25 protein-coding genes are annotated in these 25,674 nt (G+C 58.9%); 18 read left to right on the top strand and 7 right to left on the bottom strand.

Annotation, left to right across the window (positions count from 1 at the left end; genetic code table 11):
- Positions 1-441 precede the first annotated feature (441 nt).
- The 14 genes from mnmG to glmU all read left to right on the top strand — a co-directional run bounded on the left by mnmG (position 442) and on the right by glmU (position 13,427).
- The gene (gene mnmG, locus FBY12_RS17425) at positions 442-2,340 is read left to right on the top strand and encodes a tRNA uridine-5-carboxymethylaminomethyl(34) synthesis enzyme MnmG (RefSeq protein WP_145254318.1); all 1,899 of its coding nucleotides are present in this window, start codon (positions 442-444) and stop codon (positions 2,338-2,340) included.
- Positions 2,337-2,981 (top strand): 16S rRNA (guanine(527)-N(7))-methyltransferase RsmG, encoded by a 645-nt coding sequence (gene rsmG, locus FBY12_RS17420; RefSeq protein WP_145254315.1) that lies wholly within the window; start codon positions 2,337-2,339, stop codon positions 2,979-2,981. The genes mnmG and rsmG overlap by 4 nt, the downstream gene beginning before the upstream one ends.
- Positions 2,982-2,999: 18 nt before the next feature.
- Positions 3,000-3,797: a ParA family protein gene (locus FBY12_RS17415; RefSeq protein WP_092275719.1), complete on the top strand. Its 798-nt coding sequence runs from the start codon at positions 3,000-3,002 to the stop codon at positions 3,795-3,797.
- 9 nt (positions 3,798-3,806) lie between these two features.
- Entirely contained in the window at positions 3,807-4,679 is an 873-nt protein-coding gene (locus FBY12_RS17410; RefSeq protein ID WP_092275722.1) for a ParB/RepB/Spo0J family partition protein, read from the top strand.
- Between the two features lie 148 nt (positions 4,680-4,827).
- On the top strand, positions 4,828-5,235 hold the full coding sequence (locus tag FBY12_RS17405; RefSeq protein ID WP_054048155.1) for a F0F1 ATP synthase subunit I: 408 nt from the start codon (positions 4,828-4,830) through the stop codon (positions 5,233-5,235).
- A gap of 16 nt (positions 5,236-5,251) precedes the next feature.
- The gene (gene atpB, locus FBY12_RS17400; protein WP_121732609.1) at positions 5,252-6,121 is read left to right on the top strand and encodes a F0F1 ATP synthase subunit A; all 870 of its coding nucleotides are present in this window, start codon (positions 5,252-5,254) and stop codon (positions 6,119-6,121) included.
- A 134-nt stretch (positions 6,122-6,255) separates the two neighbouring features.
- A complete protein-coding gene (atpE, locus tag FBY12_RS17395) occupies positions 6,256-6,513 on the top strand; it encodes a F0F1 ATP synthase subunit C (protein WP_002555987.1) in 258 nt (85 codons plus the stop codon).
- Between the two features lie 56 nt (positions 6,514-6,569).
- The gene (locus FBY12_RS17390) at positions 6,570-7,040 is read left to right on the top strand and encodes a F0F1 ATP synthase subunit B (RefSeq protein ID WP_008027535.1); all 471 of its coding nucleotides are present in this window, start codon (positions 6,570-6,572) and stop codon (positions 7,038-7,040) included.
- Positions 7,041-7,052: 12 nt separating this feature from the next.
- Complete coding sequence (locus FBY12_RS17385; RefSeq protein ID WP_077430983.1) at positions 7,053-7,589, top strand: F0F1 ATP synthase subunit delta; 537 nt, start codon at positions 7,053-7,055, stop codon at positions 7,587-7,589.
- A 21-nt stretch (positions 7,590-7,610) separates the two neighbouring features.
- Complete coding sequence (atpA, locus tag FBY12_RS17380; protein WP_121732610.1) at positions 7,611-9,155, top strand: F0F1 ATP synthase subunit alpha; 1,545 nt, start codon at positions 7,611-7,613, stop codon at positions 9,153-9,155.
- A 50-nt stretch (positions 9,156-9,205) separates the two neighbouring features.
- Positions 9,206-10,066 carry a F0F1 ATP synthase subunit gamma gene (atpG, locus tag FBY12_RS17375; protein ID WP_121732611.1) on the top strand — a complete coding sequence of 287 codons (861 nt, stop codon included), beginning with the start codon at positions 9,206-9,208 and terminating at the stop codon, positions 10,064-10,066.
- 27 nt (positions 10,067-10,093) lie between these two features.
- Positions 10,094-11,473: a F0F1 ATP synthase subunit beta gene (gene atpD, locus FBY12_RS17370; RefSeq protein WP_092275736.1), complete on the top strand. Its 1,380-nt coding sequence runs from the start codon at positions 10,094-10,096 to the stop codon at positions 11,471-11,473.
- Between the two features lie 44 nt (positions 11,474-11,517).
- Positions 11,518-11,943 (top strand): F0F1 ATP synthase subunit epsilon, encoded by a 426-nt coding sequence (locus tag FBY12_RS17365; RefSeq protein ID WP_121732612.1) that lies wholly within the window; start codon positions 11,518-11,520, stop codon positions 11,941-11,943.
- Between the two features lie 116 nt (positions 11,944-12,059).
- A complete protein-coding gene (glmU, locus tag FBY12_RS17360; protein WP_101207262.1) occupies positions 12,060-13,427 on the top strand; it encodes a bifunctional UDP-N-acetylglucosamine diphosphorylase/glucosamine-1-phosphate N-acetyltransferase GlmU in 1,368 nt (455 codons plus the stop codon).
- 56 nt (positions 13,428-13,483) lie between these two features.
- On the opposite strand, the gene idi is transcribed toward glmU, so the two are convergent.
- Positions 13,484-15,058, bottom strand: coding sequence for an isopentenyl-diphosphate Delta-isomerase (idi, locus tag FBY12_RS27680; RefSeq protein ID WP_178111771.1), 1,575 nt, complete (start codon positions 15,056-15,058; stop codon positions 13,484-13,486).
- A gap of 180 nt (positions 15,059-15,238) precedes the next feature.
- Here idi and FBY12_RS17350 point away from each other — a divergent pair, with 180 nt between their 5' ends.
- Complete coding sequence (locus FBY12_RS17350; protein ID WP_092275748.1) at positions 15,239-16,015, top strand: DeoR/GlpR family DNA-binding transcription regulator; 777 nt, start codon at positions 15,239-15,241, stop codon at positions 16,013-16,015.
- A 1-nt stretch (position 16,016) separates the two neighbouring features.
- Positions 16,017-17,852 (top strand): glutamine--fructose-6-phosphate transaminase (isomerizing), encoded by a 1,836-nt coding sequence (glmS, locus tag FBY12_RS17345; RefSeq protein WP_145254312.1) that lies wholly within the window; start codon positions 16,017-16,019, stop codon positions 17,850-17,852.
- 84 nt (positions 17,853-17,936) lie between these two features.
- Here glmS and FBY12_RS17340 read toward each other — a convergent pair whose 3' ends face one another.
- The 6 genes from FBY12_RS17340 to FBY12_RS17315 are packed head-to-tail and all read right to left on the bottom strand — an operon-like array spanning position 17,937 to position 23,718.
- Complete coding sequence (locus FBY12_RS17340; protein ID WP_092275755.1) at positions 17,937-18,869, bottom strand: phosphatidate cytidylyltransferase; 933 nt, start codon at positions 18,867-18,869, stop codon at positions 17,937-17,939.
- Position 18,870: 1 nt separating this feature from the next.
- Positions 18,871-19,491 (bottom strand): 1-acyl-sn-glycerol-3-phosphate acyltransferase, encoded by a 621-nt coding sequence (locus FBY12_RS17335; protein ID WP_092275758.1) that lies wholly within the window; start codon positions 19,489-19,491, stop codon positions 18,871-18,873.
- A gap of 10 nt (positions 19,492-19,501) precedes the next feature.
- Positions 19,502-20,005: a hypothetical protein gene (locus FBY12_RS17330; protein WP_145254309.1), complete on the bottom strand. Its 504-nt coding sequence runs from the start codon at positions 20,003-20,005 to the stop codon at positions 19,502-19,504.
- Positions 19,995-21,305 (bottom strand): phosphatase PAP2/dual specificity phosphatase family protein, encoded by a 1,311-nt coding sequence (locus FBY12_RS17325; protein WP_145254306.1) that lies wholly within the window; start codon positions 21,303-21,305, stop codon positions 19,995-19,997. The genes FBY12_RS17330 and FBY12_RS17325 overlap by 11 nt, the downstream gene beginning before the upstream one ends.
- Positions 21,302-23,059: a bifunctional alpha/beta hydrolase/class I SAM-dependent methyltransferase gene (locus tag FBY12_RS17320; RefSeq protein WP_121732618.1), complete on the bottom strand. Its 1,758-nt coding sequence runs from the start codon at positions 23,057-23,059 to the stop codon at positions 21,302-21,304. The genes FBY12_RS17325 and FBY12_RS17320 overlap by 4 nt, the downstream gene beginning before the upstream one ends.
- 35 nt (positions 23,060-23,094) lie before the next feature.
- Positions 23,095-23,718: a CDP-alcohol phosphatidyltransferase family protein gene (locus FBY12_RS17315; RefSeq protein ID WP_121732619.1), complete on the bottom strand. Its 624-nt coding sequence runs from the start codon at positions 23,716-23,718 to the stop codon at positions 23,095-23,097.
- 161 nt (positions 23,719-23,879) lie between these two features.
- On the opposite strand from FBY12_RS17315, the gene FBY12_RS17310 reads away from it, so the two are divergent.
- Entirely contained in the window at positions 23,880-24,779 is a 900-nt protein-coding gene (locus FBY12_RS17310; protein ID WP_121732620.1) for a LysR family transcriptional regulator, read from the top strand.
- A gap of 261 nt (positions 24,780-25,040) precedes the next feature.
- Positions 25,041-25,667 carry a glutathione S-transferase family protein gene (locus FBY12_RS17305; protein ID WP_145254303.1) on the top strand — a complete coding sequence of 209 codons (627 nt, stop codon included), beginning with the start codon at positions 25,041-25,043 and terminating at the stop codon, positions 25,665-25,667.
- Positions 25,668-25,674: the final 7 nt, after the last annotated feature.

The following is a 25,674-nucleotide window of genomic DNA, read 5'->3' as shown; positions in this document are numbered from 1 at the left end:
GCGGAATTCCATCAAAAGCGACTTTTCTGTGGATTAAGCCCTGTGAATAAGTGCCTCTAAGGGCAGTTGATAACAGGGCGTGAAAACTGAAGATAAACCCCTCTGTGGATAACCACCTGTTTCATCCACAGGCTTATACCGGTTATCCAACGGACTCATTGGCACATGAACACAGGGTTTTGAATCTCTGTACATATTGAATATAAAGGCGTGTAGCGATCTATCCACAGAAATTGTGCTCAGTAGAAATAAACATAAAAACAAAGATTTAATAAATTTCTTTCTTTTTAATTTCTATAACCGTGAGTTCTCCACAGCTGGTTAAATTTTGTGCAAAGGGTTCTTTAGGAAGGGCGAAGTCCCTATACTTGCCGCCCTGGTCCAGAAACCCGGGCTCAAACTATTCCTGAATTACCTACTTAAGCAGGCACGAGGTGCGTGGTGGATTTCCCTTCCCGTTTTGAAGTGATCGTCATCGGCGGCGGTCATGCCGGTACCGAGGCAGCACTGGCGTCAGCACGTATGGGGGCAAAAACCCTGTTGCTGACGCACAACGTGGAAACCCTCGGTGCCATGAGTTGCAACCCGGCCATTGGCGGGATCGGCAAAAGCCACCTGGTCAAGGAAATCGACGCCCTCGGCGGCGCGATGGCCATGGCTACCGACAAGGGTGGTATCCAGTTTCGCGTGTTGAACAGCCGCAAAGGCCCGGCCGTGCGAGCCACTCGTGCTCAAGCCGACCGGGTTCTGTACAAGGCCGCTGTCCGCGAAGCCCTGGAAAACCAGCCGAACCTGTGGATATTTCAACAAGCCGCTGATGACCTGATCGTTGAACAGGAACAAGTGCTCGGTGTTGTCACCCAAATGGGTCTGCGTTTCTTCGCCGATTCCGTGGTGTTGACCACTGGCACCTTCCTCGGTGGACTTATCCACATCGGCATGCAGAACTATTCCGGCGGTCGTGCCGGTGATCCGCCGTCGATTGCCCTGGCCCATCGTCTGCGTGAATTGCCACTGCGCGTCGGTCGTTTGAAAACCGGCACACCGCCACGTATCGACGGCCGTTCGGTGGATTTCTCGGTGATGACCGAGCAAGCGGGCGACACGCCGATCCCGGTCATGTCGTTCATGGGTTCCAAAGAGCAGCACCCGAAACAGGTGAGCTGCTGGATTACCCACACCAACGCCCGGACCCACGACATCATTGCCGCGAACCTCGACCGTTCGCCGATGTATTCCGATGCCGGGCTGATCGAAGGCATTGGCCCGCGTTATTGCCCGTCGATCGAAGACAAGATCCATCGCTTTGCCGACAAGGAAAGCCATCAGGTCTTCATCGAACCGGAAGGTTTGACTACCCACGAGCTGTACCCGAACGGGATTTCCACTTCCCTGCCGTTCGACGTGCAATTGCAGATCGTGCAATCGATTCGTGGCATGGAAAACGCGCACATTGTTCGCCCCGGTTACGCCATCGAGTACGACTACTTCGACCCGCGTGACCTGAAATACAGCCTCGAAACCAAAGTCATCGGCGGTCTGTTTTTCGCTGGGCAAATCAACGGCACCACCGGTTACGAAGAAGCCGGCGCCCAAGGTTTGCTGGCCGGAGCCAACGCCGCGCTGCGTGCTCAGGGCAAAGATGCCTGGTGTCCGCGTCGCGATGAGGCGTACATCGGCGTGTTGGTCGACGACCTGATTACCCTGGGAACCCAGGAACCGTACCGGATGTTCACGTCCCGGGCGGAATACCGTTTGATCCTGCGCGAAGACAACGCTGATCTGCGCTTGACCGAAAAAGGTCGCGAGTTGGGTCTGGTCGATGACGCGCGTTGGGCGGCGTTCTGCAAGAAGCGCGAAAGCATCGATCTCGAAGAGCAGCGCCTGAAAAGTACCTGGGTGCGGCCGAATACCGAGCAGGGCGATGCGATTGCCGAGAAATTCGGTACGCCGCTGACCCACGAATACAACTTGCTCAACCTCTTGAGCCGTCCGGAAATCGACTACGCCGGGCTGATCGCCGTGACTGGCGGTGGGGCAGAAGATCCACAGGTCGCCGAACAGGTCGAAATCAAGACCAAATATGCCGGTTACATTGATCGCCAGCAGGACGAAATCGTCCGTCTGCGCGCCAGTGAAAACACCAAACTGCCTGTGGATATCGATTACACGAACATCTCCGGTCTCTCCAAAGAGATCCAGAGCAAGCTCGGCGCGACCCGACCAGAAACTCTGGGCCAGGCGTCGCGTATCCCGGGCGTGACGCCGGCAGCCATTTCGCTGTTGATGATTCATTTGAAAAAACGCGGCGCGGGCCGTCAGTTGGAGCAAAGCGCTTGAGTTCGTTGGTCACCTCGCAACACGCAGAAGAGTTATCCACAGGTGCTCGCCAACTCGGTGTCACGCTGACCGAGGCCCAGCACACGTTGCTGCTGGGTTATCTGGCCCTGTTGATCAAATGGAACAAGGCCTACAACCTGACCGCCGTGCGCGATCCGGACGAAATGGTTTCGCGGCATTTGCTCGACAGCTTGAGCGTGATGGCTTTTGTGCAAAACGGTCGGTGGCTGGACGTCGGTAGCGGTGGCGGCATGCCCGGTATCCCGTTGGCCATCCTGTTTCCCGAGTCGCAAATCACGTGCCTGGACAGCAACGGCAAGAAAACCCGCTTCCTGACCCAGGTCAAACTCGAACTCAAACTGGATAACCTGCAAGTTATCCACAGCCGCGTTGAAGCTTTCCAGCCAGAACAGCCTTTCAACGGGATCATTTCCCGGGCGTTCAGCAGCATGGAAAACTTCAGCAACTGGACGCGTCATCTCGGCGACCGCGATACGCGGTGGCTGGCAATGAAGGGCGTTCATCCCGCCGATGAGCTGGTAGCATTGCCGGCAGATTTCCACCTCGATAGCGAACACGCCTTGGCCGTACCCGGTTGCCAAGGCCAACGTCATCTGCTGATACTGCGCCGCACGGCATGATTGGGAACACAAGCAAGAATGGCTAAGGTATTCGCGATAGCGAACCAGAAGGGTGGTGTGGGCAAGACCACCACCTGCATCAACCTCGCAGCTTCCCTGGTCGCTACCAAGCGCCGGGTGCTGTTGATCGATCTTGATCCACAAGGCAACGCCACCATGGGTAGCGGTGTGGATAAACATGGCTTGGAAAACTCGGTCTACGACCTGTTGATCGGCGAATGCGATCTGGCTCAGGCCATGCATTACTCCGAGCACGGTGGTTACCAGTTGTTGCCGGCGAACCGCGATCTGACCGCGGCCGAAGTGGTGCTGCTGGAGATGCAGATGAAGGAAAGTCGTCTGCGCAGTGCGCTGGCGCCGATCCGCGAGAACTACGATTACATTCTGATCGACTGCCCACCGTCCCTGTCGATGCTGACGTTGAACGCGCTGGTGGCGGCCGATGGGGTGATCATCCCGATGCAGTGCGAGTATTTCGCGCTCGAAGGGTTGAGCGACCTTGTGGATAACATCAAGCGTATCGCCGAACTGCTGAACCCGAACCTGAAAGTCGAAGGCCTGTTGCGGACCATGTACGACCCGCGCCTGAGCCTGATGAACGACGTTTCGGCGCAGCTCAAGGAACACTTTGGCGAGCAGCTCTACGACACGGTGATTCCGCGCAACATCCGCCTGGCCGAAGCGCCGAGTTATGGCATGCCCGCGCTGGCGTACGACAAATCATCGCGTGGCGCCATCGCTTACCTGGCCTTGGCCGGCGAGCTGGTGCGCCGTCAACGCAAAAACTCACGCACCGCCGCCGCTCAGGCAACTTAAGGAATCCCCATGGCCGTCAAGAAACGAGGTCTCGGACGTGGACTGGATGCACTGCTGAGTGGTCCGACTGTCAGCTCGCTCGAAGAGCAAGCGGTGCAGGCCGATCAGCGTGAGTTGCAGCATTTGCCGCTGGACCTGATCCAGCGTGGCAAGTATCAGCCGCGTCGCGACATGGACCCGCAGGCACTCGAAGAGCTGGCGCAGTCGATCAAGGCCCAAGGCGTGATGCAGCCCATTGTGGTGCGTCCGATCGGCAGCGGTCGTTTCGAAATCATTGCCGGTGAACGGCGCTGGCGCGCGAGCCAGCAGGCTGGCCAGGAAACCATCCCGGCGATGGTGCGCGATGTGCCGGATGAAACCGCGATTGCCATGGCGCTGATCGAGAACATTCAGCGCGAAGACCTCAATCCGATCGAAGAAGCCGTGGCCCTGCAACGTTTGCAGCAGGAATTCCAGCTGACTCAGCAGCAAGTTGCCGAGGCCGTGGGCAAATCCCGGGTCACCGTGGCGAACCTGCTACGCTTGATCGCATTGCCGGAAGTCATCAAAACCATGCTCTCGCACGGTGACCTGGAAATGGGTCATGCACGTGCTTTGCTCGGTTTGCCGGAGAATCAACAGGTTGAAGGGGCGCGACACGTTGTCGCACGCGGGCTGACCGTGCGCCAAACCGAGGCACTGGTTCGCCAGTGGCTGAGTGGTAAACCGGAGCCGGTGGAAGCGGCAAAACCCGATCCGGATATCGCTCGACTCGAGCAGCGCCTGGCCGAGCGCCTAGGCTCTGCGGTGCAGATCCGTCATGGAAAGAAGGGTAAAGGGCAGTTGGTGATTGGCTATAACTCTCTCGACGAGCTTCAAGGCGTGCTTGCACACATCCGCTGAAACATTTCCTCATGTAGCGCGCAGTCGGAAATCACTACCTGACAGTTGAATAGGGGCAGAAGCGCCCCTATACTCTGCGCGCATTTTGTCGGCACAAATTATGCCAAGTTACTGAATTCTGGCAGCCGACCATTGGGGAGTAAAAGTGATGGAAACCCGCACGCCAAACCGCTTGCCGTTCCATCGCCTGGCAGTTTTTCCGGTGTTAATGGCTCAATTTATCGTTTTGCTCATTGCCGCTCTGGCGCTCTGGCAATGGTATGGAGTCGTTGCCGGGTACTCAGGTCTTTGCGGAGGCCTGATAGCCTTGTTACCCAATGTTTATTTCGCTCACAGGGCATTTCGGTTTTCCGGCGCCCGAGCAGCTCAAGCCATCGTCCGGTCTTTTTATGCTGGCGAGGCGGGCAAATTAATTCTGACGGCAGTGCTCTTTGCATTGACGTTTGCAGGTGTGAAGCCATTGGCGCCGTTAGCTGTATTCGGCGTCTTCGTGTTGACCCAACTGGTCAGCTGGTTCGCGCCCCTGCTGATGAGAACAAGACTTTCGAGACCTTAGGGCGTTTGAGGCAACCATGGCAGAGACAACCGCTTCGGGCTATATCCAGCACCACTTGCAGAACCTGACCTTCGGTCAGCATCCTACCGGCGGCTGGGGCTTTGCCCACACCGCAGCAGAAGCCAAAGAGATGGGCTTCTGGGCTTTCCACGTCGATACCCTCGGCTGGTCGGTCGCATTGGGTCTGATCTTCGTTCTGATTTTCCGCATGGCGGCAAAGAAGGCGACGTCGGGTCAACCGGGTGCTTTGCAGAACTTCGTTGAAGTATTGGTCGAATTCGTCGATGGCAGCGTGAAAGACAGCTTCCATGGTCGTAGCCCGGTGATTGCACCGCTGGCACTGACCATCTTCGTCTGGGTGTTCCTGATGAACGCTGTCGACCTGGTACCGGTCGACTGGATTCCTCAGCTGGCCATCCTGTTCACCGGTGATGCGCACATTCCGTTCCGTGCCGTATCGACCACTGACCCGAACGCTACCCTGGGCATGGCCCTGTCGGTGTTCGCGTTGATCATTTTCTACAGCATCAAGGTCAAGGGCATCGGCGGCTTCATCGGCGAACTGACCCTGCACCCTTTCGGCAGCAAGAATATCTTCGTTCAAGCCCTGCTGATCCCGGTGAACTTCCTGCTGGAGTTCGTGACACTGGTCGCCAAGCCGATTTCGTTGGCACTGCGTCTGTTCGGCAACATGTACGCCGGCGAACTGGTCTTCATTCTGATTGCTGTGATGTTCGGCAGCGGTCTGCTCTGGCTTAGCGGCCTGGGCGTAGTTCTGCAGTGGGCGTGGGCTGTGTTCCACATCCTGATCATCACCCTGCAGGCGTTTATCTTCATGATGCTGACCATCGTCTACCTGTCGATGGCGCACGAAGAGAACCATTAAGACCAGTCTCGACTAGTCTGATGTCCCACCCGGTGAAACGGGTGGGTGCCCGAACTGGGCTTATGAAACGATTTGTTTTACCGCTTTAAAATCTAAAAAACCTAAACCATACGACGTAAAAGTCGGGAGGAAAGATGGAAACTGTAGTTGGTCTAACCGCTATCGCTGTTGCACTGTTGATCGGCCTGGGTGCACTGGGTACCGCAATTGGTTTCGGCCTGTTGGGCGGCAAGTTCCTGGAAGGCGCAGCGCGTCAGCCAGAAATGGTTCCAATGCTGCAAGTCAAAATGTTCATCGTTGCCGGTCTGCTCGACGCCGTAACCATGATCGGTGTTGGTATCGCTCTGTTCTTCACCTTCGCGAACCCATTCGTTGGTCAACTCGCTGGCTAATCACTCGAACCTTCGAGTGATTGGTTTGATGTGCAACGAACGAGCGAGGTGTTGGCGTGAACATTAATGCAACCCTGATTGGCCAGTCCGTTGCGTTCTTCATTTTTGTACTGTTTTGCATGAAGTTCGTGTGGCCTCCGGTCATCGCGGCTTTGCACGAACGTCAGAAGAAGATCGCGGATGGACTGGACGCTGCCGCCCGAGCAGCTCGCGACCTGGAGCTGGCCCAAGATAAAGCGGGTCAGCAACTGCGCGAAGCGAAAGCTCAGGCAGCCGAAATCATTGAGCAAGCCAAGAAACGCGGTAACCAGATTGTTGAAGAGGCTGTTGAAAAAGCCCGTATCGACGCTGACCGTGTGAAGGTTCAGGCTCAGGCCGAGATCGAACAGGAACTGAACAGTGTCAAAGACGCGCTGCGTGCCCAATTGGGTGCACTGGCAGTCGGCGGCGCAGAGAAGATCCTGGGTGCCACAATCGATCAAAACGCGCACGCGGAGCTGGTAAACAAACTGGCTGCTGAAATTTAAGCGAGGGCGATCATGGCAGAATTGACCACGTTGGCCCGACCTTACGCTAAGGCAGCCTTCGAGCACGCCCAGGCCCACCAGCAACTGGCCTCTTGGTCAGCCATGCTCGGCCTGGCTGCAGCAGTGTCGCAAGACGACACCATGCAGCGCGTGCTCAAGGCCCCGCGACTGACGAGCGCAGACAAGGCCGCCACGTTTATTGACGTGTGCGGCGACAAGTTTGATGTGAAGGCACAGAACTTCATCAATGTCGTTGCCGAAAACGACCGTCTCCCGCTTTTGCCGGAGATATCCGCTCTGTTCGACCTGTACAAGGCTGAACAAGAGAAATCGGTAGACGTTGAAGTGACCAGTGCTTTTGCATTGAACCAAGAACAGCAAGACAAACTCGCCAAGGTTCTCAGTGCACGACTCAACCGGGAAGTGCGCCTGCAAGTCGAGGAAGACAAATCCCTTATTGGGGGCATTGTCATCCGCGCCGGCGACCTGGTTATCGATGGCTCGGTTCGCGGCAAACTCGCGAGCCTTGCCGAAGCATTGAAATCTTGAGTTTGAAGGGGCAGCAGAGCAATGCAGCAACTCAATCCTTCCGAAATAAGTGAAATTATCAAGGGCCGCATCGACAAGCTCGATGTGACCTCCCAAGCCCGTAACGAAGGCACAGTCGTCAGCGTATCTGACGGTATCGTGCGGATTCACGGTCTGGCCGACGTAATGTACGGCGAGATGATCGAGTTTCCGGGCGGCGTCTTCGGTATGGCTCTCAACCTCGAGCAAGACTCTGTAGGTGCCGTAGTTTTGGGCTCCTACCAGTCTCTGGCTGAAGGCATGAGCGCCAAGTGCACTGGCCGCATCCTCGAAGTTCCGGTTGGCAAGGAACTGCTGGGTCGCGTAGTCGACGCACTGGGTAACCCTGTTGACGGCAAAGGTCCACTGGGCAACACCGAGACCGACGCGGTCGAGAAAGTTGCTCCAGGCGTGATCTGGCGTAAGTCGGTAGACCAGCCTGTACAGACTGGCTACAAGGCTGTCGATGCCATGATCCCTGTCGGCCGTGGCCAGCGTGAGCTGATCATCGGTGACCGTCAGATCGGTAAAACCGCTCTGGCGATCGACGCGATCATCAACCAGAAAGACAGCGGCATTTTCTGCGTCTACGTAGCGATCGGTCAGAAGCAATCGACCATCGCCAACGTGGTTCGCAAGCTGGAAGAAAACGGCGCGCTGGCTAACACCATCGTTGTCGCCGCGAGCGCTTCGGAATCTGCAGCACTGCAATTCCTGGCACCGTACTCCGGTTGCACCATGGGTGAATTCTTCCGCGACCGCGGTGAAGACGCGCTGATCGTTTATGACGATCTGTCCAAGCAAGCAGTGGCTTACCGCCAGATTTCCCTGCTGCTGCGCCGTCCACCAGGCCGTGAAGCTTACCCAGGCGACGTGTTCTATCTCCACTCCCGTCTGCTGGAGCGCGCATCCCGCGTTTCGGAAGAATACGTAGAGAAGTTCACCAACGGCGCAGTGACCGGCAAAACCGGTTCCCTGACCGCACTGCCGATCATCGAAACCCAGGCTGGCGACGTTTCCGCGTTCGTTCCGACCAACGTGATTTCCATCACCGACGGTCAGATCTTCCTGGAATCGGCCATGTTCAACTCCGGGATCCGTCCTGCAGTGAACGCCGGTGTTTCGGTATCCCGTGTGGGTGGTGCCGCTCAGACCAAGATCATCAAGAAGCTCTCCGGTGGTATCCGTACCGCTCTGGCTCAGTACCGTGAACTGGCGGCATTCGCCCAGTTTGCTTCTGACCTGGACGAAGCGACCCGTAAGCAACTTGAGCATGGTCAGCGCGTTACCGAGCTGATGAAGCAGAAGCAATACGCACCAATGTCGATCGCTGACATGGCGCTGTCGCTGTATGCCGCTGAGCGTGGGTTCCTGACTGACATTGAAATCGCCAAGATCGGCAGCTTCGAACAAGCGCTGATTGCTTTCTTCAACCGCGATCACGCCGATTTGATGGCCAAGATCAACGTTAAGGGTGACTTCAATGACGAAATCGACGCTGGCATGAAAGCCGGTATCGAGAAGTTCAAGGCCACCCAAACCTGGTAAGCCGCAGCGGGAGCCGCAAGGCTCCCGCTTGCTAACCTGATAGGTGTTACATGGCAGGCGCAAAAGAGATTCGCAGTAAGATTGCGAGCATCAAAAGCACGCAAAAGATTACCAGCGCCATGGAAAAAGTGGCGGTCAGTAAAATGCGCAAGGCACAAATGCGCATGGCTGCTAGCCGTCCTTACGCGGAGCGCATCCGCCAGGTTATTGGTCATTTGGCCAACGCCAACCCGGAATATCGCCACCCCTTCATGATCGAGCGTGAAATCAAGCGCGTCGGTTATGTGGTAGTGAGCAGTGACCGTGGTTTGTGTGGTGGCTTGAACACCAACCTGTTCAAGGCCCTGGTCAAGGACATGGCGGTAAACCGTGAAAACGGCGTCGAGATCGATCTGTGTGTTGTGGGTAGCAAGGGTGCGGCTTTCTTCCGCAACTTCGGCGGTAACGTCGTAGCAGCTATCAGCCACCTGGGTGAAGAACCGTCGATCAATGACCTGATCGGCAGCGTCAAGGTGATGCTGGATGCCTACCTCGAGGGTCGTATCGACCGTCTGAGCGTTGTGTCCAACAAGTTCATCAACACCATGACGCAACAGCCAACCGTGGAGCAGTTGATTCCACTGGTGGCAACCCCGGATCAGGAACTCAAGCACCACTGGGATTATCTGTACGAACCGGACGCCAAAGAGCTGCTTGACGGCTTGATGGTCCGTTACGTGGAGTCGCAGGTCTACCAGGCGGTGGTCGAGAACAACGCGGCTGAACAAGCTGCGCGGATGATCGCGATGAAGAACGCTACCGACAACGCCGGTGATTTGATCAGCGATTTGCAGCTGATCTACAACAAGGCGCGTCAGGCTGCGATCACCCAAGAGATCTCGGAAATCGTCGGCGGCGCTGCCGCGGTTTAACGGTTCAAATATTCAGAGGATCCAGCTATGAGTAGCGGACGTATCGTTCAAATCATCGGCGCCGTTATCGACGTGGAATTTCCACGCGACAGCGTACCGAGCATCTACAACGCGCTGAAAGTTGTCAGCGCGGCTGAAACCACCCTGGAAGTTCAGCAGCAGCTGGGCGACGGCGTGGTTCGTACCATTGCGATGGGTTCCACCGAGGGCTTGAAGCGCGGTCTGGAAGTTACCGACTCTGGCGCAGCCATCTCCGTACCGGTCGGTAAAGCGACCCTGGGCCGGATCATGGACGTTCTGGGTAACCCGATCGACGAAGCTGGCCCGATCGACACCGAAGAGCGCTGGGGCATTCACCGTCCTGCGCCATCCTTCGCTGAACAAGCAGGCGGCAACGACCTGCTGGAAACCGGGATCAAGGTAATTGACCTGGTTTGCCCGTTCGCCAAGGGCGGTAAAGTTGGTCTGTTCGGTGGTGCCGGTGTAGGCAAAACCGTAAACATGATGGAACTGATCCGTAACATCGCCATCGAGCACAGCGGTTATTCCGTGTTCGCCGGTGTGGGTGAGCGTACTCGTGAGGGTAACGACTTCTACCACGAGATGAAGGATTCCAACGTTCTGGACAAAGTGGCACTGGTTTACGGTCAGATGAACGAGCCGCCGGGTAACCGTCTGCGCGTAGCACTGACCGGCCTGACCATGGCCGAGAAGTTCCGTGACGAAGGTAACGACGTTCTGCTGTTCGTCGACAACATCTATCGTTACACCCTGGCCGGTACTGAAGTATCCGCACTGCTGGGCCGTATGCCTTCCGCAGTAGGTTACCAGCCGACCCTGGCCGAAGAGATGGGTACTCTGCAAGAGCGCATCACTTCGACCAAAAACGGTTCGATCACCTCGATCCAAGCGGTATACGTACCTGCGGATGACTTGACTGACCCGTCGCCAGCGACCACTTTCGCCCACTTGGACGCCACCGTCGTTCTGTCCCGTGACATCGCTTCCCTGGGTATCTACCCAGCGGTCGATCCACTCGACTCGACTTCGCGCCAGCTGGATCCGAACGTGATCGGCCAGGACCACTACGACACCGCTCGCGGCGTCCAGTACGTTCTGCAGCGTTACAAAGAACTGAAGGACATCATTGCGATCCTGGGTATGGACGAGCTGTCGGAAGCCGACAAGCAGTTGGTAAACCGTGCTCGTAAGATCCAGCGTTTCTTGTCGCAGCCGTTCTTCGTGGCTGAAGTCTTCACCGGTGCATCGGGTAAATACGTTTCCCTGAAAGACACCATTGCAGGCTTCAAAGGCATCCTCAACGGTGACTACGACCACCTGCCAGAACAAGCGTTCTATATGGTCGGCGGCATCGAAGAAGCGATCGAGAAAGCCAAAAAACTGTAACCCTGGCGCCCGGCAACGGGCGCACATTAGGTTGAGGCAATCAGATGGCTATGACAGTCCATTGCGATATCGTCAGCGCGGAAGGGGAAATCTTCTCCGGTCTGGTCGAGATGGTGATTGCGCACGGTGCACTGGGTGATCTTGGTATCGCTCTGGGCCACGCGCCGTTGATCACCAATCTCAAGCCGGGCCCGATCCGCCTGGTCAAGCAAGGCGGGGAAGAGGAGGTGTATTACATCTCCGGTGGTTTCCTCGAGGTTCAGCCGAACATGGTCAAAGTGCTTGCCGACACTGTGCAACGTGCTGCTGATCTGGATGAAGCTTCTGCTCAGCAAGCCGTCAAGGCTGCCGAGAAAGCCTTGCATGAACGTGGCGCCGAGTTCGATTACGGTTCTGCTGCTGCACGTCTGGCCGAGGCGACAGCTCAGCTGCGCACCGTCCAGCAGATCCGCAAGAAGTTCGGCCACTAACAGGCCATCACTTGTTGCGCGATTGATTAAAAAGGGTAGCCTCGGCTACCCTTTTTTCTTTTCCGAATCTCATCACCTGGTCGCAGTTGCTGACCACCCAGAAATGGTAGCCAGTCATGTCTCTAGAAATCGTTATCCTCGCTGCCGGCCAAGGCACTCGCATGCGTTCGGCGTTGCCCAAGGTTCTGCACCCGATTGCCGGCAACTCGATGCTTGGCCATGTTATCCACAGCGCCCGGCAGCTCGACCCACAGCGCATTCACGTAGTGATCGGCCACGGCGCCGATGCCGTACGCGATCGCCTGGCGGCGGATGATCTGAATTTCGTCCTGCAAGACAAGCAACTGGGCACCGGGCATGCCGTGGCGCAGGCCGTTCCTTTCATCAAGTCCGATACCGTGCTGATCCTTTACGGTGATGTGCCGCTGATCGAAGTGGAAACCCTGCAACGCCTGCTGAAAAAAGTCGAGCCGCAGCAACTGGGCCTGCTCACCGTTGAACTGGACGACCCGACCGGTTACGGGCGCATCGTGCGTGACGCCGACGGCAAGGTTACGGCCATCGTCGAGCAGAAAGACGCCAACGACGCCCAGCGTGCAATCACCGAAGGCAACACCGGCATTCTGGCCGTGCCGTTCGAGCGTTTGGGCGACTGGATGAGCCGCCTCTCCAACAACAACGCGCAAGGCGAGTATTACCTGACTGACGTAATCGCGATGGCTGTCAGCGATGGTCTGGTGGTGGCCACCGAACAGCCGCACGACGCCATGGAAGTGCAGGGCGCCAACGATCGCAAGCAGCTTTCCGAGCTCGAGCGTCACTACCAGCTGCGCGCCGGCCGTCGTTTGATGGCGCAAGGCGTCACGCTGCGCGACCCGGCACGCTTCGATGTGCGCGGTGAAGTCAGCGTCGGTCGCGACGTACTGATCGACATCAACGTGATCCTCGAAGGCAAAGTCGTCATCGAAGATGACGTGGTCATCGGTCCGAACTGCGTGATCAAGGACAGCACCCTGCGCAAAGGCGTGGTGATCAAGGCTAACAGTCACATTGAAGGCGCGATTCTCGGCGAGGGCAGCGATGCCGGTCCGTTCGCGCGTCTGCGTCCGGGCACCGTGTTGGAAGCGCGCGCGCATGTGGGTAACTTCGTCGAACTGAAAAACGCCCATCTGGGCGAAGGCGCCAAGGCTGGTCACCTGACTTACCTGGGCGACGCCGAAGTCGGCGCGCGCACCAACATCGGCGCGGGCACCATCACTTGCAACTACGATGGCGCGAACAAGTGGAAAACCGTGTTGGGCGAAGACGTGTTCATCGGCTCCAACAATTCGCTGGTCGCGCCTGTGGATATCTCCAGTGGCGCAACCACGGCGGCCGGTTCGACCATTACGCAAAATGTGGATAACGCTCAATTGGCGGTCGGTCGCGCACGTCAGCGCAACATCGATGGCTGGAAGCGTCCGGAGAAAATCAAAAAGAGCTGAGTTATCCACAGCTCAGGCTTTATCCCCCGCCGAGATATCCCCGAAGAAACAGCTGGCTAACAGTCGAGTGGCACATGCCACTTGGCTTCCAGCGGCGTCACCGGCAATCCGCGTGCAGCAAGTTTGTACAGCACGCGCACCCCGCCGTTTGATCGCTGCAACAGCCGCGTCGAACCGATAATCCACGCCACCCCGGCGTGCGACACCTTTACAGGTCTGGTCGGATTTTTATGGACGTTGCGCAACGTCAATAACGCCAATCCAATGTTCCACAGCATGAAACGCCGAATCCCCGCATGCTTGCCAGGGATGAGCAGCGCGTAGTCCAGTGCCCGTTGCAAATGCGAGTGGGCGGTGCCGATCAGCTCATCAACCGCCTGCGCGTAGAGCAATTCATTGGGCGCGGATTGCACTTGCGACAACTCGACGCCGTGCCTGGCCAGCAAGTCCTGCGGCAACCAACTGATCCCGCGTTTACGGTCGTCCGCCTGATCCTTGAGGATATTCGCCAATTGCAAACCCATGCCGAACGACAGGGCCAAGTGATGCAGCCTGGTTTTGTGCGGCAACAGCGTCGGGTCGTAATCGATGAACAGATCGGTCAGCAGCGTTCCGACAACGCCGGCCACGCAATAACAATAACGGTCGAGTTGCTGGTGAGTGGCCAAGCCCTGAACCCCGGCATTCTCCTGAAACTCGCTCATGCCTTCGGTCATCACCTTCACGCAATCGAAAATCGCCGCGCGGTGCGAAGGCTTGAGGCTGTGGAAAACGCTCAACACCTCAGGCAGGTGCCGGACCAGATCGCGTTCGGCCAGCGGCGTCTGTTCGGTGAGTTGCTCGCTCAAGTCTTCGCTGAAACGCTGGGCCTCCGCGCCACCGGCTAACGCATTGAGAAAAGCTTCTTCGTAATGATGTTTCTGTCGAACGCTGAGCTCAGGCTCGTCTTCGATGGTGTCGGCGATCCGGCACAGCAAATACGCATTGGCGACGGCGGGGTAGAGCTCGGCAGGCAGTTGCGGGATGGTCAGGGCAAAGGTGCGCGACACTTGCGTGAGGATCTGATCCTGATAAACCACCGGATCGATCTGCAAACCGGCCTGCGCGCGGGTTTTCCACTGTTCGAGTTCGCACGCCGGGGCCAGCAGGATGGTTTTGAACCACACGGTAAACGCTTGCGGCTCGGCGTCGATCCAGCGCAGTAATTCCGCGGTTTCGATCCAGCGCGCTTGCGCCGCTTCTTCGGGATTGAGCTGCAGTTCACCGTCAAAGCGGCCAATGTAAATGTGATCGAATTCGTGCTCGATCAGATCACCCGGCACTTCAGCCTTGTAGATCAGGGTCGTGACTTCCTCCAGCACACAATCAAAACCCATCTCCTCGCCGAGCCGGCGATGCGCCGCTTGCGCGGTGGTTTCGCCCGGGCGCGGATGGCCGCAGCATGAGTTGGTCCACAGCCCGGCCGAGTGATATTTGCTCTGCGCGCGTTGTTGCAGAAGCAAACGCCCGTGGCGGTCGAAGATGAACAGCGAAAACGCGCGATGCATCAGCCCTTCACGGTGAATTGCCATTTTGTGGCCAGTGCCGATTTGCTGATCGTTCTGATCCACCAGTATCAGGGACTCTTCCATGGCTTTAATCCACCTCAAACGCTGAAATCCGGGCCAGCAGCACGCGGTCGCGAGCGGGAGCCAATGACGTGCAGTACAACCCATCGCCGCAGGTCTGCCAATCTTAAACGGCGCTTGACGAAGTTTCGCTAATAGGTTTTGATTGCTTCCGTTATCTTTCGAATCGAAACTTAGTAGCCAATGTCCAAGCGCAACACACCTCAACGTCGCCACAACATCCTCGCCTTGCTCAATGAGCAGGGCGAAGTCAGTGTCGACGAGTTGGCCAAGCGTTTCGAAACCTCGGAAGTGACGGTTCGCAAAGACCTCGCCGCCCTTGAAAGCCATGGGCTGCTGCTGCGCCGTTACGGTGGCGCGGTGACGATGCCACAGGAATTGGTGGCGGATCTCGGTCAACCGATTTCCAAATACAAACAAGCCATCGCTCGCGCCGCTGTCACGCGGATTCGCGAGCATGCGCGAATCATCATCGACAGCGGCAGCACCACCGCCGCGATGATCCCGGAACTGGGGCAACAACCCGGTCTGGTGGTGATGACCAACTCCCTCAACGTGGCCAGCGCTTTAAGCGATCTGGAGCACGAGCCGGTGCTGTTGATGACCGGCGGCACGTGGGACCCGCATTCCGAGTCCTTTCAGGGGCAGGTGGCGGAGCAGGTATTACGCTCTTACGATTTCGACCAGTTGTTTATCGGTGCCGATGGCATCGATCTGGTCCGTGGTACTACGACCTTCAACGAACTGCTGGGTTTGAGCCGCGTCATGGCTGAAGTCGCCCGCGAAGTGGTGGTGATGGTCGAGGCCGACAAGATCGGCCGCAAGATTCCCAACCTGGAGCTGCCCTGGAGCAGCGTCCATACCCTTATTACCGATGATCGCCTGCCGCAAGAGGCACGGGATCAGATACAGGCTCGCGGAATCAATTTGATCCTCGCGGCTGTCAGTCAGGAGAAATAACATGTGTGGCATTGTCGGCGCAGTCGCAGAACGTAACATCACCGCCATCCTCGTCGAAGGCCTCAAGCGCCTCGAATACCGTGGTTATGACAGCGCCGGTGTGGCGGTCTTCACCAACGACGGGATCCTCGATCGCGTGCGCCGTCCGGGCAAGGTCAGCGAGCTCGATATGGCGCTGGAAGCCACGCCTCTGGTCGGTCGTCTGGGCATCGCCCACACCCGTTGGGCCACCCACGGCGCGCCGTGCGAGCGCAACGCGCACCCGCATTTCTCCGGGCAGAACCTGGCAGTGGTGCACAACGGCATCATCGAAAACCACGAAGCGCTGCGCGAACAGCTGAAATCTCAGGGCTATTCGTTCAGCTCCGACACCGACACCGAAGTCATCTCGCACCTGCTGGCACACAAGCTCAAGGACCTGCCGGACCTGGCCACCGCGCTCAAAGCTACCGTCAAAGAACTGCACGGCGCTTACGGTTTGGCAGTGATCAGTGCCGATCAGCCAGACCGTCTGGTCGCAGCACGCAGCGGCAGCCCGCTGGTGATTGGCTTGGGCATGGGCGAAAACTTCCTCGCTTCCGACCAATTGGCGCTGCGTCAGGTGACTGACCGCTTCATGTACCTGGAAGAAGGCGACATCGCCGAGATTCGCCGCGACAGCGTGCAGATCTGGGACCTTGACGGCAAACTCGTCGAGCGCGAAACCGTGCAGTACGGCGACAACGCTGAATCCGCCGAAAAAGGCGAGTTCCGTCACTACATGCTCAAGGAAATCCACGAGCAACCTTCGGTCGTGCAACGCACGCTGGAAGGTCGCCTGAGCCAGCAACAAGTTTTGGTAGAAGCCTTCGGCCCGCAAGCGCCGGAGTTGTTCGCCAAAGTGCGCAATGTGCAGATCGTTGCCTGCGGCACCAGCTACCACGCCGGGATGGTCGCGCGTTACTGGCTCGAAGAACTGGCCGGCATCCCGTGCCAGGTCGAAGTCGCCAGTGAATTCCGCTACCGCAAAGTAGTGGTGCAACCTGATTCGCTGTTCGTCACCATTTCGCAGTCCGGCGAAACCGCCGACACCCTTGCCGCGTTGCGCAACGCCAAGGAACTGGGTTTCCTCGCCAGCCTGGCAATCTGCAACGTCGGCATCAGCTCGCTGGTGCGTGAATCCGACCTGACCCTGCTGACCCAGGCTGGCCGTGAAATCGGCGTGGCTTCGACCAAAGCCTTCACCACCCAGCTCGTCGGCCTGCTGTTGCTGACCCTGTCCCTCGGCCAAGTGCGCGGCACCCTCGCGGCCGGCATGGAAGCGACCCTGGTCGAAGAACTGCGTCGCCTGCCGGCCCGTCTCGGCGAAGCCTTGGCGATGGACAGCACCGTGGAAAAAATCGCCGAACTGTTCGCCGACAAAAACCACACCCTGTTCCTCGGCCGTGGCGCGCAATACCCGGTGGCGATGGAAGGTGCGTTGAAGCTCAAGGAAATCTCCTACATCCACGCCGAAGCCTACCCGGCCGGCGAACTGAAACACGGCCCGTTGGCACTGGTCGACAACGACATGCCCGTGGTCACCGTGGCGCCGAACAACGAACTGCTGGAGAAGCTCAAATCCAACCTCCAGGAAGTCCGCGCCCGTGGCGGCGAGCTGATCGTCTTCGCTGACGAAAAGGCTGGCATGAGCAACGGCGAAGGCACCCACGTGGTGCAGATGCCGCACATCCACGACATCCTGTCGCCAATCCTCTACACCATCCCGTTGCAGTTGCTGTCGTACTACGTGGCGGTGTTGAAGGGTACTGATGTCGATCAGCCGCGTAACTTGGCCAAGTCGGTGACTGTGGAATAAGTTATTCACAGCTGATTCCAAGACAAAAAAAACCGCAGCGTTGGCTGCGGTTTTTTTTGCTGTGAAATCCAGGCGTGAGCTACCTCACGTCCACCAATACCGAACCAGATGAAAGAAGATCGGTGCCGCGAAACACACTGAGTCCAGCCGATCCAGCATCCCGCCGTGCCCCTCGATCATGTGCCCCCAATCCTTGACGCCGCGATCGCGTTTGATCGCCGACATGACGATCCCGCCGGCAAAGCCGAGCAGGTTGATCAGCAGTGCGATCAGGAACGACTGCCATGGGTTGAACGGGGTGGTCCACCACAGCGCTGCGCCGATCAATGAGGACAGGAGCACGCCGCCGACGAAGCCTTCGACGGTTTTCGAGGGCGAGAGGTTTGGGGCGATTTTGTGTTTGCCAAACAACTTGCCGCACACGTACTGCAACACGTCGGACAGTTGCACGACGATCACCAAATAGGCGATCAGCAGCAGGTTGCGTCCTTCGTAACCGGCGATGTCGAGGGTCAGCAGCGCCGGCACGAACGACACGCAGAACACCGCGATCATCAGGCCCCACTGCACTTTCGACGCGCGTTCGAGGAAGTGCGTGCTGTCGCCGCCGAGCGAGGCGAGGATTGGCAGCAGCAGGAACACGTAGACCGGGATGAAGATCGAAAACAGTCCGTACCAGTCGAAATAGATCAGCAAATATTGCAGCGGCAACGCCAGGTAAAACGCGGCAACGAGCGCCGGGTAATCGCTGCGGCGCGTCGGCGTGAGCGTGAGGAATTCGCGCAACGCGTAAAACGAAACGGCGTAGAACAGCAGGATCACCGCGCCGGTGCCGAGCCAGAAGGCGATGCCGATCACCACCACCATCACCCACCAGGCGTTGATGCGCGCATTGAGGTTTTCCACCACGGCGTTCGGTGTGCCGCGAGTGCGCAGTTTGAGAATCAGGCCGATCACCGAGGCCAGCACCAGAATCAGGCCGATCCCGCCGAACAGCATCAGGGTTTGTCTATCCATGTCAGGAATGCTCCGGGGCGAGGGCCAGCAGCGCTTCGCGGCTGCGGGTGAGGAATTGCTCTTTGCTCTCGTCCGCGTCCAATTGCAGCGGCGCGCCGAAACTGGTGGTGCACAGCAGCGGCAGCGGCAGCACGCGGCCCTTGGGCATGACGCGATTGAGGTTGGCGATCCACACCGGGATCAGTTGCGCCTGTGGGTAACTTTTCGCCAAGTGATACACGCCGCTTTTGAACGGCAGCAAACCGTCCTCCAGATTGCGTGTGCCTTCGGGGAAGATGATCAGCGAGTGACCTTGCTCAAGCGCATCGAGCATTGGCTGCAAAGGGTTATCCACAGGGTCTTTGCGCTCGCGGTCGATCAGCACGCCGTTGAACACGCGGCTGATGATGTAGCGGCGCAGCGCACTTTTGTTCCAGTAATCGCTGCCGGCCACCGGGCGCGTGAGTTTGCGCAGGGCGGGTGGCAGCGAGGCCCACAGCAGCACGAAGTCGCCGTGACTGCTGTGGTTGGCGAAATAAATTCGCTGCACCGGTTCTGGCGCGCAGCCCATCCACAGGCTGCGAGCGCCGGTGACGGTGCGGGCCATGGAGGTGATGAGGGTGGCGACCACGGGTTCGAACATAACGATTTCCTTATCCGGCAAAAGACAGCCAAGGGCTGGCAAGGATCACCGCCACGGCGGGCAGCACCTGCGCGGCGAGTAGGACAGCTTGATTGCGCAGCAGTTTCAGCGCGCCGCGTTGACGTTCCGGCCAAGGTCGACCGGCGCGATCCGCCGGTTGCAGCCCCAGGTTTTGCAAAGCTTGATCGAGCGCTGAAGTGCGCTGCGCCAACGCCCGAGCATCGGAATCGGCATCGGCACCGGCACCGGCACCGGCACCGGCACGGCCATCGCGCGCCATCAACACAAAAAGATCAGCGTCGAAGGCGACCCGAAACGCCCAGTATTTTTGCCACAAACCGGTAAAGATCAGCCAAACACTGAGGACCAACCCCAGCGCCAGAGGCGTAGCCAGCAGCCATTGCAGCAGACCGATCAACACGCCGAGCAGCGTCAGCCCTGTGGATAACTGATCCAGCGAACGGCCGCGACGCAGCAGGCTGGCGACCACCTGCAATTCGACCTCAACTGGCATACGCGTTCTCCAGTGCCTGGCGATGTGCCGGGTGCAACACCACGCGGGGTCGGGCGGCCCGGATGATCGCCACTGCGGCATCAACCGAGGTCGCACGGCCGCTGTGCAACAACCACGCGGCAACCGCCGTGGCGCTGCGCGAATAACCCAAAGCACAGCACACCAGCAACGGGCCTTGCTGACGCAATTGTTCGATCGCCTGCGCGGCGGCCAGGCATTGCTCGGCGCTGGGCGCAGTCAGGTCGAGGACCGGGAGGCTTTTATAGGCGCGACCCTGTGGATTCAGCGGCAGCTCGGCGCACAGATCGACGATCGCTTTGAAGGGCTGCAATTGATCGCCATCGGGCAAACGGCCGAGCCAAACGTTATCCACAACCTCATTGGGCTGTGGATGTTTGTACGTCCACAGCCGCGAGTTGATCCACGCCGCCGCCGTATAGGGCGCGAACAACCAGCGCGCGGCAGGGCTCAACCGGCCGTCGGCGCGTTTCTGAAAACCATCGGCGCCGAGCACCGCGTAATTCAGCGCCACCAGCAACAACGCCATCGCCGGCCAGATCAGCCACAACCAACCACCGCCTAAACCAAACGCCGGGATTGCGAAAATCGCCGCGCCGAACAAATAACGCAGCGCCAGCCGCCAGCGCTTCGGGTCTTTGGCCAGACGCACACTGCGCAGCGGGCTCGGGTGTTCCAGCGGCCATAGCCACACGCACAGCCAACCGGCGAGGGCGCCTGTGGGTAAGTCGATAAAGTGATGTTGATAAGTGGTCAGCACCGAAATGCCGATCAGCGCGAACCAGCCATGCACCAGCCAGCGCCATACGCCTTGGGAATGGCGTTGATAGATGACCCACAGAATCACCAGCAGCGCGATGTGCAGCGACGGCGCCTGATTGAACGGTTTGTCGAAACCGGCCAGCACCGCGAACAGCCAACCAAACACGCCGTCGAGTTCCGGCCGCTCGAACGTGAAACGCAGCGGCCAGATCAGGAAGCAACTGACCGCGATCACCTGCGCGCTGAGCAGCCGCAACGCATGGCGTTTGAGTTCGTGGCGCGTGTTGGGCAACAGCAGCGAAAAACCGTAGAGCAGGTCAATCGTCCAGTAGGGCACGATGGTCCACGCCCAGAAAGGCATGGCCGTTTCCCACTCGAACACGTACGTGCCGACGTCGCTGCGCTGCGTGGTGTACCACGTGGCAAAACCGTAACTGGCGAAAAACAGCGGCGCCAGCACCAGCAGCCAGAGCACCGCCGGTTTCAGTAAGCCTGGCTCTCTTGGGGCGTCGAGCATCATTGCACCCGTTGCGCGAGGGAGACGGTGAAGATCCCCCATTCATCCACCCGTTGCGTGATTTTGCGGAAACCCGCCGCTTCGACCAACTGGTCCATTTCCGCTTGGCTGCGCCGACGCATCACCCACGCCTGGCCCTGACGGTGGCTGGTCAGCGCGCGGGCAATCAGTTCCAGTTGCGGGTGCCACGGCTGCCCGGTGTAAACCAGATAACCGCCGGGTTCCACGGCTTCGGCAAGACCTGCCAGCGAACCGCCGACCATCGCGTTGTCGGCGAACAATTCATACAAACCGGACACCACTGCCAACGTCGGTTTTGGCTCCAGCGCTGCCAGATCAGCGCGGTCGAAGGCGTCGCCCTTCACAAACTGCGCGATGTCGCCCAAGCCTTTGTCGCGGATCAGCGCACCGCCGTCGCGCACGTTGATGTCGCTGTAATCGCGCAGCAGGATCGATTCCGGCAGCGGACTGACGCCCTGCAACGCTTCCAGAATGTAGCGCCCGTGACCTGCGGCGATGTCGACGATGCGCACCGGCCGACCTTCGTCGCGCAGTTTGCCCATGGTCAGGCGCAGCAGTTCTTCGACGTTGAGTTTGCGTTGGCGAATGCCGCGCCAGCCGATCGAGTTCAGGTAGTTCTGATCGATCATCCGCCCGAGCCCGCCCTTGCCGGTCGGCTGGTTGCGATAGACGTAATCCAGCGTGCTGCCGGAGTCGAAACCGGTGTCGAAACCGAGTTTCACGCCTTCCGACAATTTGCTGCCCAGGCGCATGCTGGCGCGGGTCATGCGCCAGTACAGGTCGCGCAACGAGTTGTGCGGCAGCGGCGCGGCGAGGGATTCGGATTCGGCGCAGGTCAGGCCGATCTTGTCGGCGTCGAGCAAGGACGCGCGGTCCAGCGGGTAGTCGAAGTTTTGCAGGATGAAGCGTTTGGCGCTGGCCACCGCCACGGCGCGATCACGTTCGCCGAGGGTGTCGTGGAAGAAGCCCGGCAGGATGTGTTTCTCTTTTTTCAGGCTGCCGAGGCGTTCGAAAAACTGTTCCTGCGGTTTGCGGTGGACGACGAAGTCCGAGCCGGAAATCAGCAATTGCGTCGGCACCTGAATCGCCTGCGCATCGGCCACCACGCGGTCGGCGGCTTCGTACAAGCCGAGCAACACGTTCACCGAAATCGCCTTGGTGATCAGCGGATCGCTGTCGTAGGAGGCGACGCGTTCCGGGTCATGGCTGAGGAATTTGGCTTTCACGTAGCTGTTGACGAAAAAGTTGCCGCGAAACTTGCGCATCAGCGCCAGGCCGGAACGCGCAAACGGCACGTAGAGCTTGACCTTGAACGCGGGCGAGGCGAGCACCAGCGAGCGGATGCGCGGCGCGTAATCGTGAACCCAGGTCGACACAATCACCGCGCCGACGCTTTGGGCGATCACTGCGATGTTCTCTTCTTCAATCTGATGAGCCGCGCCCAGGTGATCGCAGAAAGTCTGCACGTCACGCGCGCTGGTGGCGAAACTCGGGCTATCGCCGCGCGCGCCGGGCGATTGGCCGTGGCCGCGCGCATCCCAGGCAAAAAAGTCGAAACCGGGCAGGTCGAGTTCATCGACCAAATGCGCAATGCGCCCGGAATGCTCGTGGCCGCGATGAAACAGCAGCACAGCTTTGCGCGGCTCGTCGGGATTGGCGGATGTGGCTGGCCAATGCCGATAGAACAACTCAACGCCGTCGTGGGTGATGAAGGTCTGCTGCTGGGTTTCGCGCATTGCATGTTCCTTATGCTGAAGATCCGAATGAGGGCTTACGCCGAGGGTACGTCTACCTGCACTTCTTTCAGGCCCTGGCGGACCCGGTTGACCAAGGTGTAAGCCAGCAGGACGGCGACCACCGCAAACACGACATTTATCCACAACGCGCTGATCCAGCCAAGTGCGATGCCGGTGGCCACTACGCCGAGCACAAACGCCCGATCACTTTTGCCCATCGGCCCGTCATAGCGTCGCGACGCGCCGACCATCGGCCCGAGCACGCCACTGTACTCGCTGAACAGCGCCAGCAGCGTGACGGCCAGCACAATCAACAGGCTGACGTCGGCAATCAACGCAAACGGCAGGATCAGCGCGCAATCGGCGACGATATCGCACAGTTCATTAAGGTAGGCGCCCAGGCGCGACTGCTGGCCGAATTCGCGGGCGAGCATGCCGTCGATGGCATTCAGCGCCATGCGCAGGATCATCCACACCGGGATCAGCGCAAACACCCACGCATGCTCGGCAAAAGCGGCGATTGCAATGCCCACCACCACTGAAATGACCCCGGCGAGCACGGTGATCTGGTTGGCGGTGGTGCCGTTATCGAACAAACGTTGCACCAGCGGTCGCAGCAGATTCTGGAACGCCGGTTTGAGTTGGTAAATGGAGGGCATTGGCAGAGGGTTCTCGGGCAATTGAAAGCGTGAGCGTTCAGGGTTATACGTCACAATTATCAGATTGCCAGTAAAACCGCATGGCGCATTTTCTGCCAGCGGCAAACCGCGCTTCTCGGGCGATGCCGGGCTCGGGCCGTTTAGTGTTCAGGAGTTGATCGATGGACCGTTTCCAGGAAATGCAGGTGTTCGCCGCGGTCGCTCAGGATCAGGGCTTTTCCGCAGCGGCACGGCGTTTGGGCATGTCGGCGGCCAGTGTCACCCGCGCGGTGGCGGCGCTGGAGCAACGCCTCGGCACCTCGCTGCTGACGCGCACCACGCGCAGCGTGCATCTCAGCGAGTCGGGCCAGCGTTACCTGGAAGATTGTCGGAGAATTCTCGCCGAGGTGCAGGAAGCCGAGGATTCCGCCGCAGGCAGCCACGCGCAACCGCGTGGGCAACTGACCGTGACCGCGCCGGTGTTGTTCGGCGATTTGTTCGTGACGCCGATGATGGTCGGCTACCTGAATCAATTCCCGGAAGTGACGATCAATGCCGTGCTGGTTGATCGGGTGGTGAGCATGGTCGAGGAGGGCATCGACGTCGCGGTGCGCATCGGCGAATTGCCCGACAGCAATCAGCACGCGATCCGTGTCGGCGAAGTGCGCCGGGTGATCTGCGCTTCACCCGGTTATCTGCAAACCCATGGCCGACCGCAACATCCGCAAGAGCTGAACGGCGCCCCGGTTGTCGCCACGTCGGCGATCGGCCAATTGCGCTCGTGGCCGTTTCTCGACCAGGGCCAGCCGCTCAGCGTGCGCCCGGAACCGCGTTTGGTGGTGACGTCCAATCAGGCCGCAGTGACGGCGGCGTGCCTCGGGTTGGGGCCAACGCGGGTGTTGTCATATCAAGCGGCGGGCAAAGTCGCCAGCGGTGAACTGGAAATCGTCCTGGCGGACTTCGAATTGCCGCCGCAACCCATTCACGTGGTGTACCAGGGCGGGCGAAAAGCGTCGGCGCGGGTGCGCAGTTTTGTCGACTTCGCCGTGAAAACCCTGCGTGAACACCGCGCATTGTCCTGACCACCGCACTTTGCCCTGAACACCAAATCCCCCCTGTAGGAGCGAGGCTTGCCCGCGAAGGCTTCCTCACAGCCACCTAATGTGGTGAATCCGTAACCGCCTTCGCGGGCAAGCCTCGCTCCTACACAAGAGCGTTATTGCGCGCACTGAAATAATCGATTGCGAATGCTGGTGATTCTGTTGTTTTGGCCATAGGCAGATGATGGCCGCCACCGGTGCTGATCATTCCCTGAACAGCGCCATCACCCAGCGGAGTCGATCATGAACGCCATCAAGCTCTACAACTTTCCCCGCTCCGGCCACGCGCACCGTGCCGAGTTGATGTTGTCGCTGCTGCAACTGCCGACCGAATTGATCCTCGTTGACCTCGCCAAAGGCGCGCACAAACAGCCGGAATTCCTCGCGATCAACCCGTTTGGCCAAGTGCCGGTGCTCGACGATCAAGGCGTGGTGCTGGCCGATTCCACCGCGATCCTGGTGTATCTGGCGCAAAAATATGGCAACGGCCAGTGGCTGCCGACCGAACCCGAAGGTGCAGCCAAAGTGCAGCGCTGGTTGTCGGTAGCGTCCGGGCAGATTGCTTTCGGCCCCGCCCGTGCACGGCTGATTACCGTGTTCGGTGCGCCGTACGACGCTGACGAAGCGATCAGCCGTTCGCATGATTTGCTCAAAGTCATTGATCAGGAATTGGCCAACAGCGACTTCCTGGTAGGCAATCAGCCAACCATCGCCGACGTCGCCACCTACAGTTACATCGCCCACGCGCCGGAAGGCAATGTCTCGCTCGACGACTACGCCAACGTGCGTGCCTGGCTGGCGCGGATCGAAGCGTTGCCGGGTTTTGTCGGCATGCCGCGCACCGTCGCCGGCCTGCAAAAAACTGCCTGATTCCACG

The organism is Pseudomonas sp. SJZ131, from assembly GCF_007828705.1.
Taxonomy (GTDB): Bacteria; Pseudomonadota; Gammaproteobacteria; order Pseudomonadales; family Pseudomonadaceae; genus Aquipseudomonas; species Aquipseudomonas prosekii.
The sequence above is the reverse complement of the archived record's forward strand: the minus strand, read 5'-3'. Positions and strand labels throughout refer to the sequence as shown.

What these genes read in the sequence shown, in the direction of transcription:
- FBY12_RS17325 (WP_145254306.1), bottom strand. Translation starts at nt 21,305, where the DNA reads ATGATGCTCGACGCCCCAAGAGAGCCAGGCTTACTGAAACCGGCGGTG.
- FBY12_RS17315 (WP_121732619.1), bottom strand. Translation starts at nt 23,718, where the DNA reads ATGCCCTCCATTTACCAACTCAAACCGGCGTTCCAGAATCTGCTGCGA.
- idi (WP_178111771.1), bottom strand. Translation starts at nt 15,058, where the DNA reads ATGGAAGAGTCCCTGATACTGGTGGATCAGAACGATCAGCAAATCGGC.
- FBY12_RS17415 (WP_092275719.1), top strand. Translation starts at nt 3,000, where the DNA reads ATGGCTAAGGTATTCGCGATAGCGAACCAGAAGGGTGGTGTGGGCAAG.
- FBY12_RS17365 (WP_121732612.1), top strand. Translation starts at nt 11,518, where the DNA reads ATGGCTATGACAGTCCATTGCGATATCGTCAGCGCGGAAGGGGAAATC.
- FBY12_RS17330 (WP_145254309.1), bottom strand. Translation starts at nt 20,005, where the DNA reads ATGCCAGTTGAGGTCGAATTGCAGGTGGTCGCCAGCCTGCTGCGTCGC.
- atpB (WP_121732609.1), top strand. Translation starts at nt 5,252, where the DNA reads ATGGCAGAGACAACCGCTTCGGGCTATATCCAGCACCACTTGCAGAAC.
- FBY12_RS17320 (WP_121732618.1), bottom strand. Translation starts at nt 23,059, where the DNA reads ATGCGCGAAACCCAGCAGCAGACCTTCATCACCCACGACGGCGTTGAG.
- atpG (WP_121732611.1), top strand. Translation starts at nt 9,206, where the DNA reads ATGGCAGGCGCAAAAGAGATTCGCAGTAAGATTGCGAGCATCAAAAGC.
- FBY12_RS17405 (WP_054048155.1), top strand. Translation starts at nt 4,828, where the DNA reads ATGGAAACCCGCACGCCAAACCGCTTGCCGTTCCATCGCCTGGCAGTT.
- FBY12_RS17385 (WP_077430983.1), top strand. Translation starts at nt 7,053, where the DNA reads ATGGCAGAATTGACCACGTTGGCCCGACCTTACGCTAAGGCAGCCTTC.
- glmS (WP_145254312.1), top strand. Translation starts at nt 16,017, where the DNA reads ATGTGTGGCATTGTCGGCGCAGTCGCAGAACGTAACATCACCGCCATC.
- FBY12_RS17350 (WP_092275748.1), top strand. Translation starts at nt 15,239, where the DNA reads ATGTCCAAGCGCAACACACCTCAACGTCGCCACAACATCCTCGCCTTG.
- glmU (WP_101207262.1), top strand. Translation starts at nt 12,060, where the DNA reads ATGTCTCTAGAAATCGTTATCCTCGCTGCCGGCCAAGGCACTCGCATG.
- FBY12_RS17340 (WP_092275755.1), bottom strand. Translation starts at nt 18,869, where the DNA reads ATGGATAGACAAACCCTGATGCTGTTCGGCGGGATCGGCCTGATTCTG.
- atpE (WP_002555987.1), top strand. Translation starts at nt 6,256, where the DNA reads ATGGAAACTGTAGTTGGTCTAACCGCTATCGCTGTTGCACTGTTGATC.
- FBY12_RS17305 (WP_145254303.1), top strand. Translation starts at nt 25,041, where the DNA reads ATGAACGCCATCAAGCTCTACAACTTTCCCCGCTCCGGCCACGCGCAC.
- FBY12_RS17335 (WP_092275758.1), bottom strand. Translation starts at nt 19,491, where the DNA reads ATGTTCGAACCCGTGGTCGCCACCCTCATCACCTCCATGGCCCGCACC.
- atpA (WP_121732610.1), top strand. Translation starts at nt 7,611, where the DNA reads ATGCAGCAACTCAATCCTTCCGAAATAAGTGAAATTATCAAGGGCCGC.
- atpD (WP_092275736.1), top strand. Translation starts at nt 10,094, where the DNA reads ATGAGTAGCGGACGTATCGTTCAAATCATCGGCGCCGTTATCGACGTG.
- FBY12_RS17410 (WP_092275722.1), top strand. Translation starts at nt 3,807, where the DNA reads ATGGCCGTCAAGAAACGAGGTCTCGGACGTGGACTGGATGCACTGCTG.
- FBY12_RS17310 (WP_121732620.1), top strand. Translation starts at nt 23,880, where the DNA reads ATGGACCGTTTCCAGGAAATGCAGGTGTTCGCCGCGGTCGCTCAGGAT.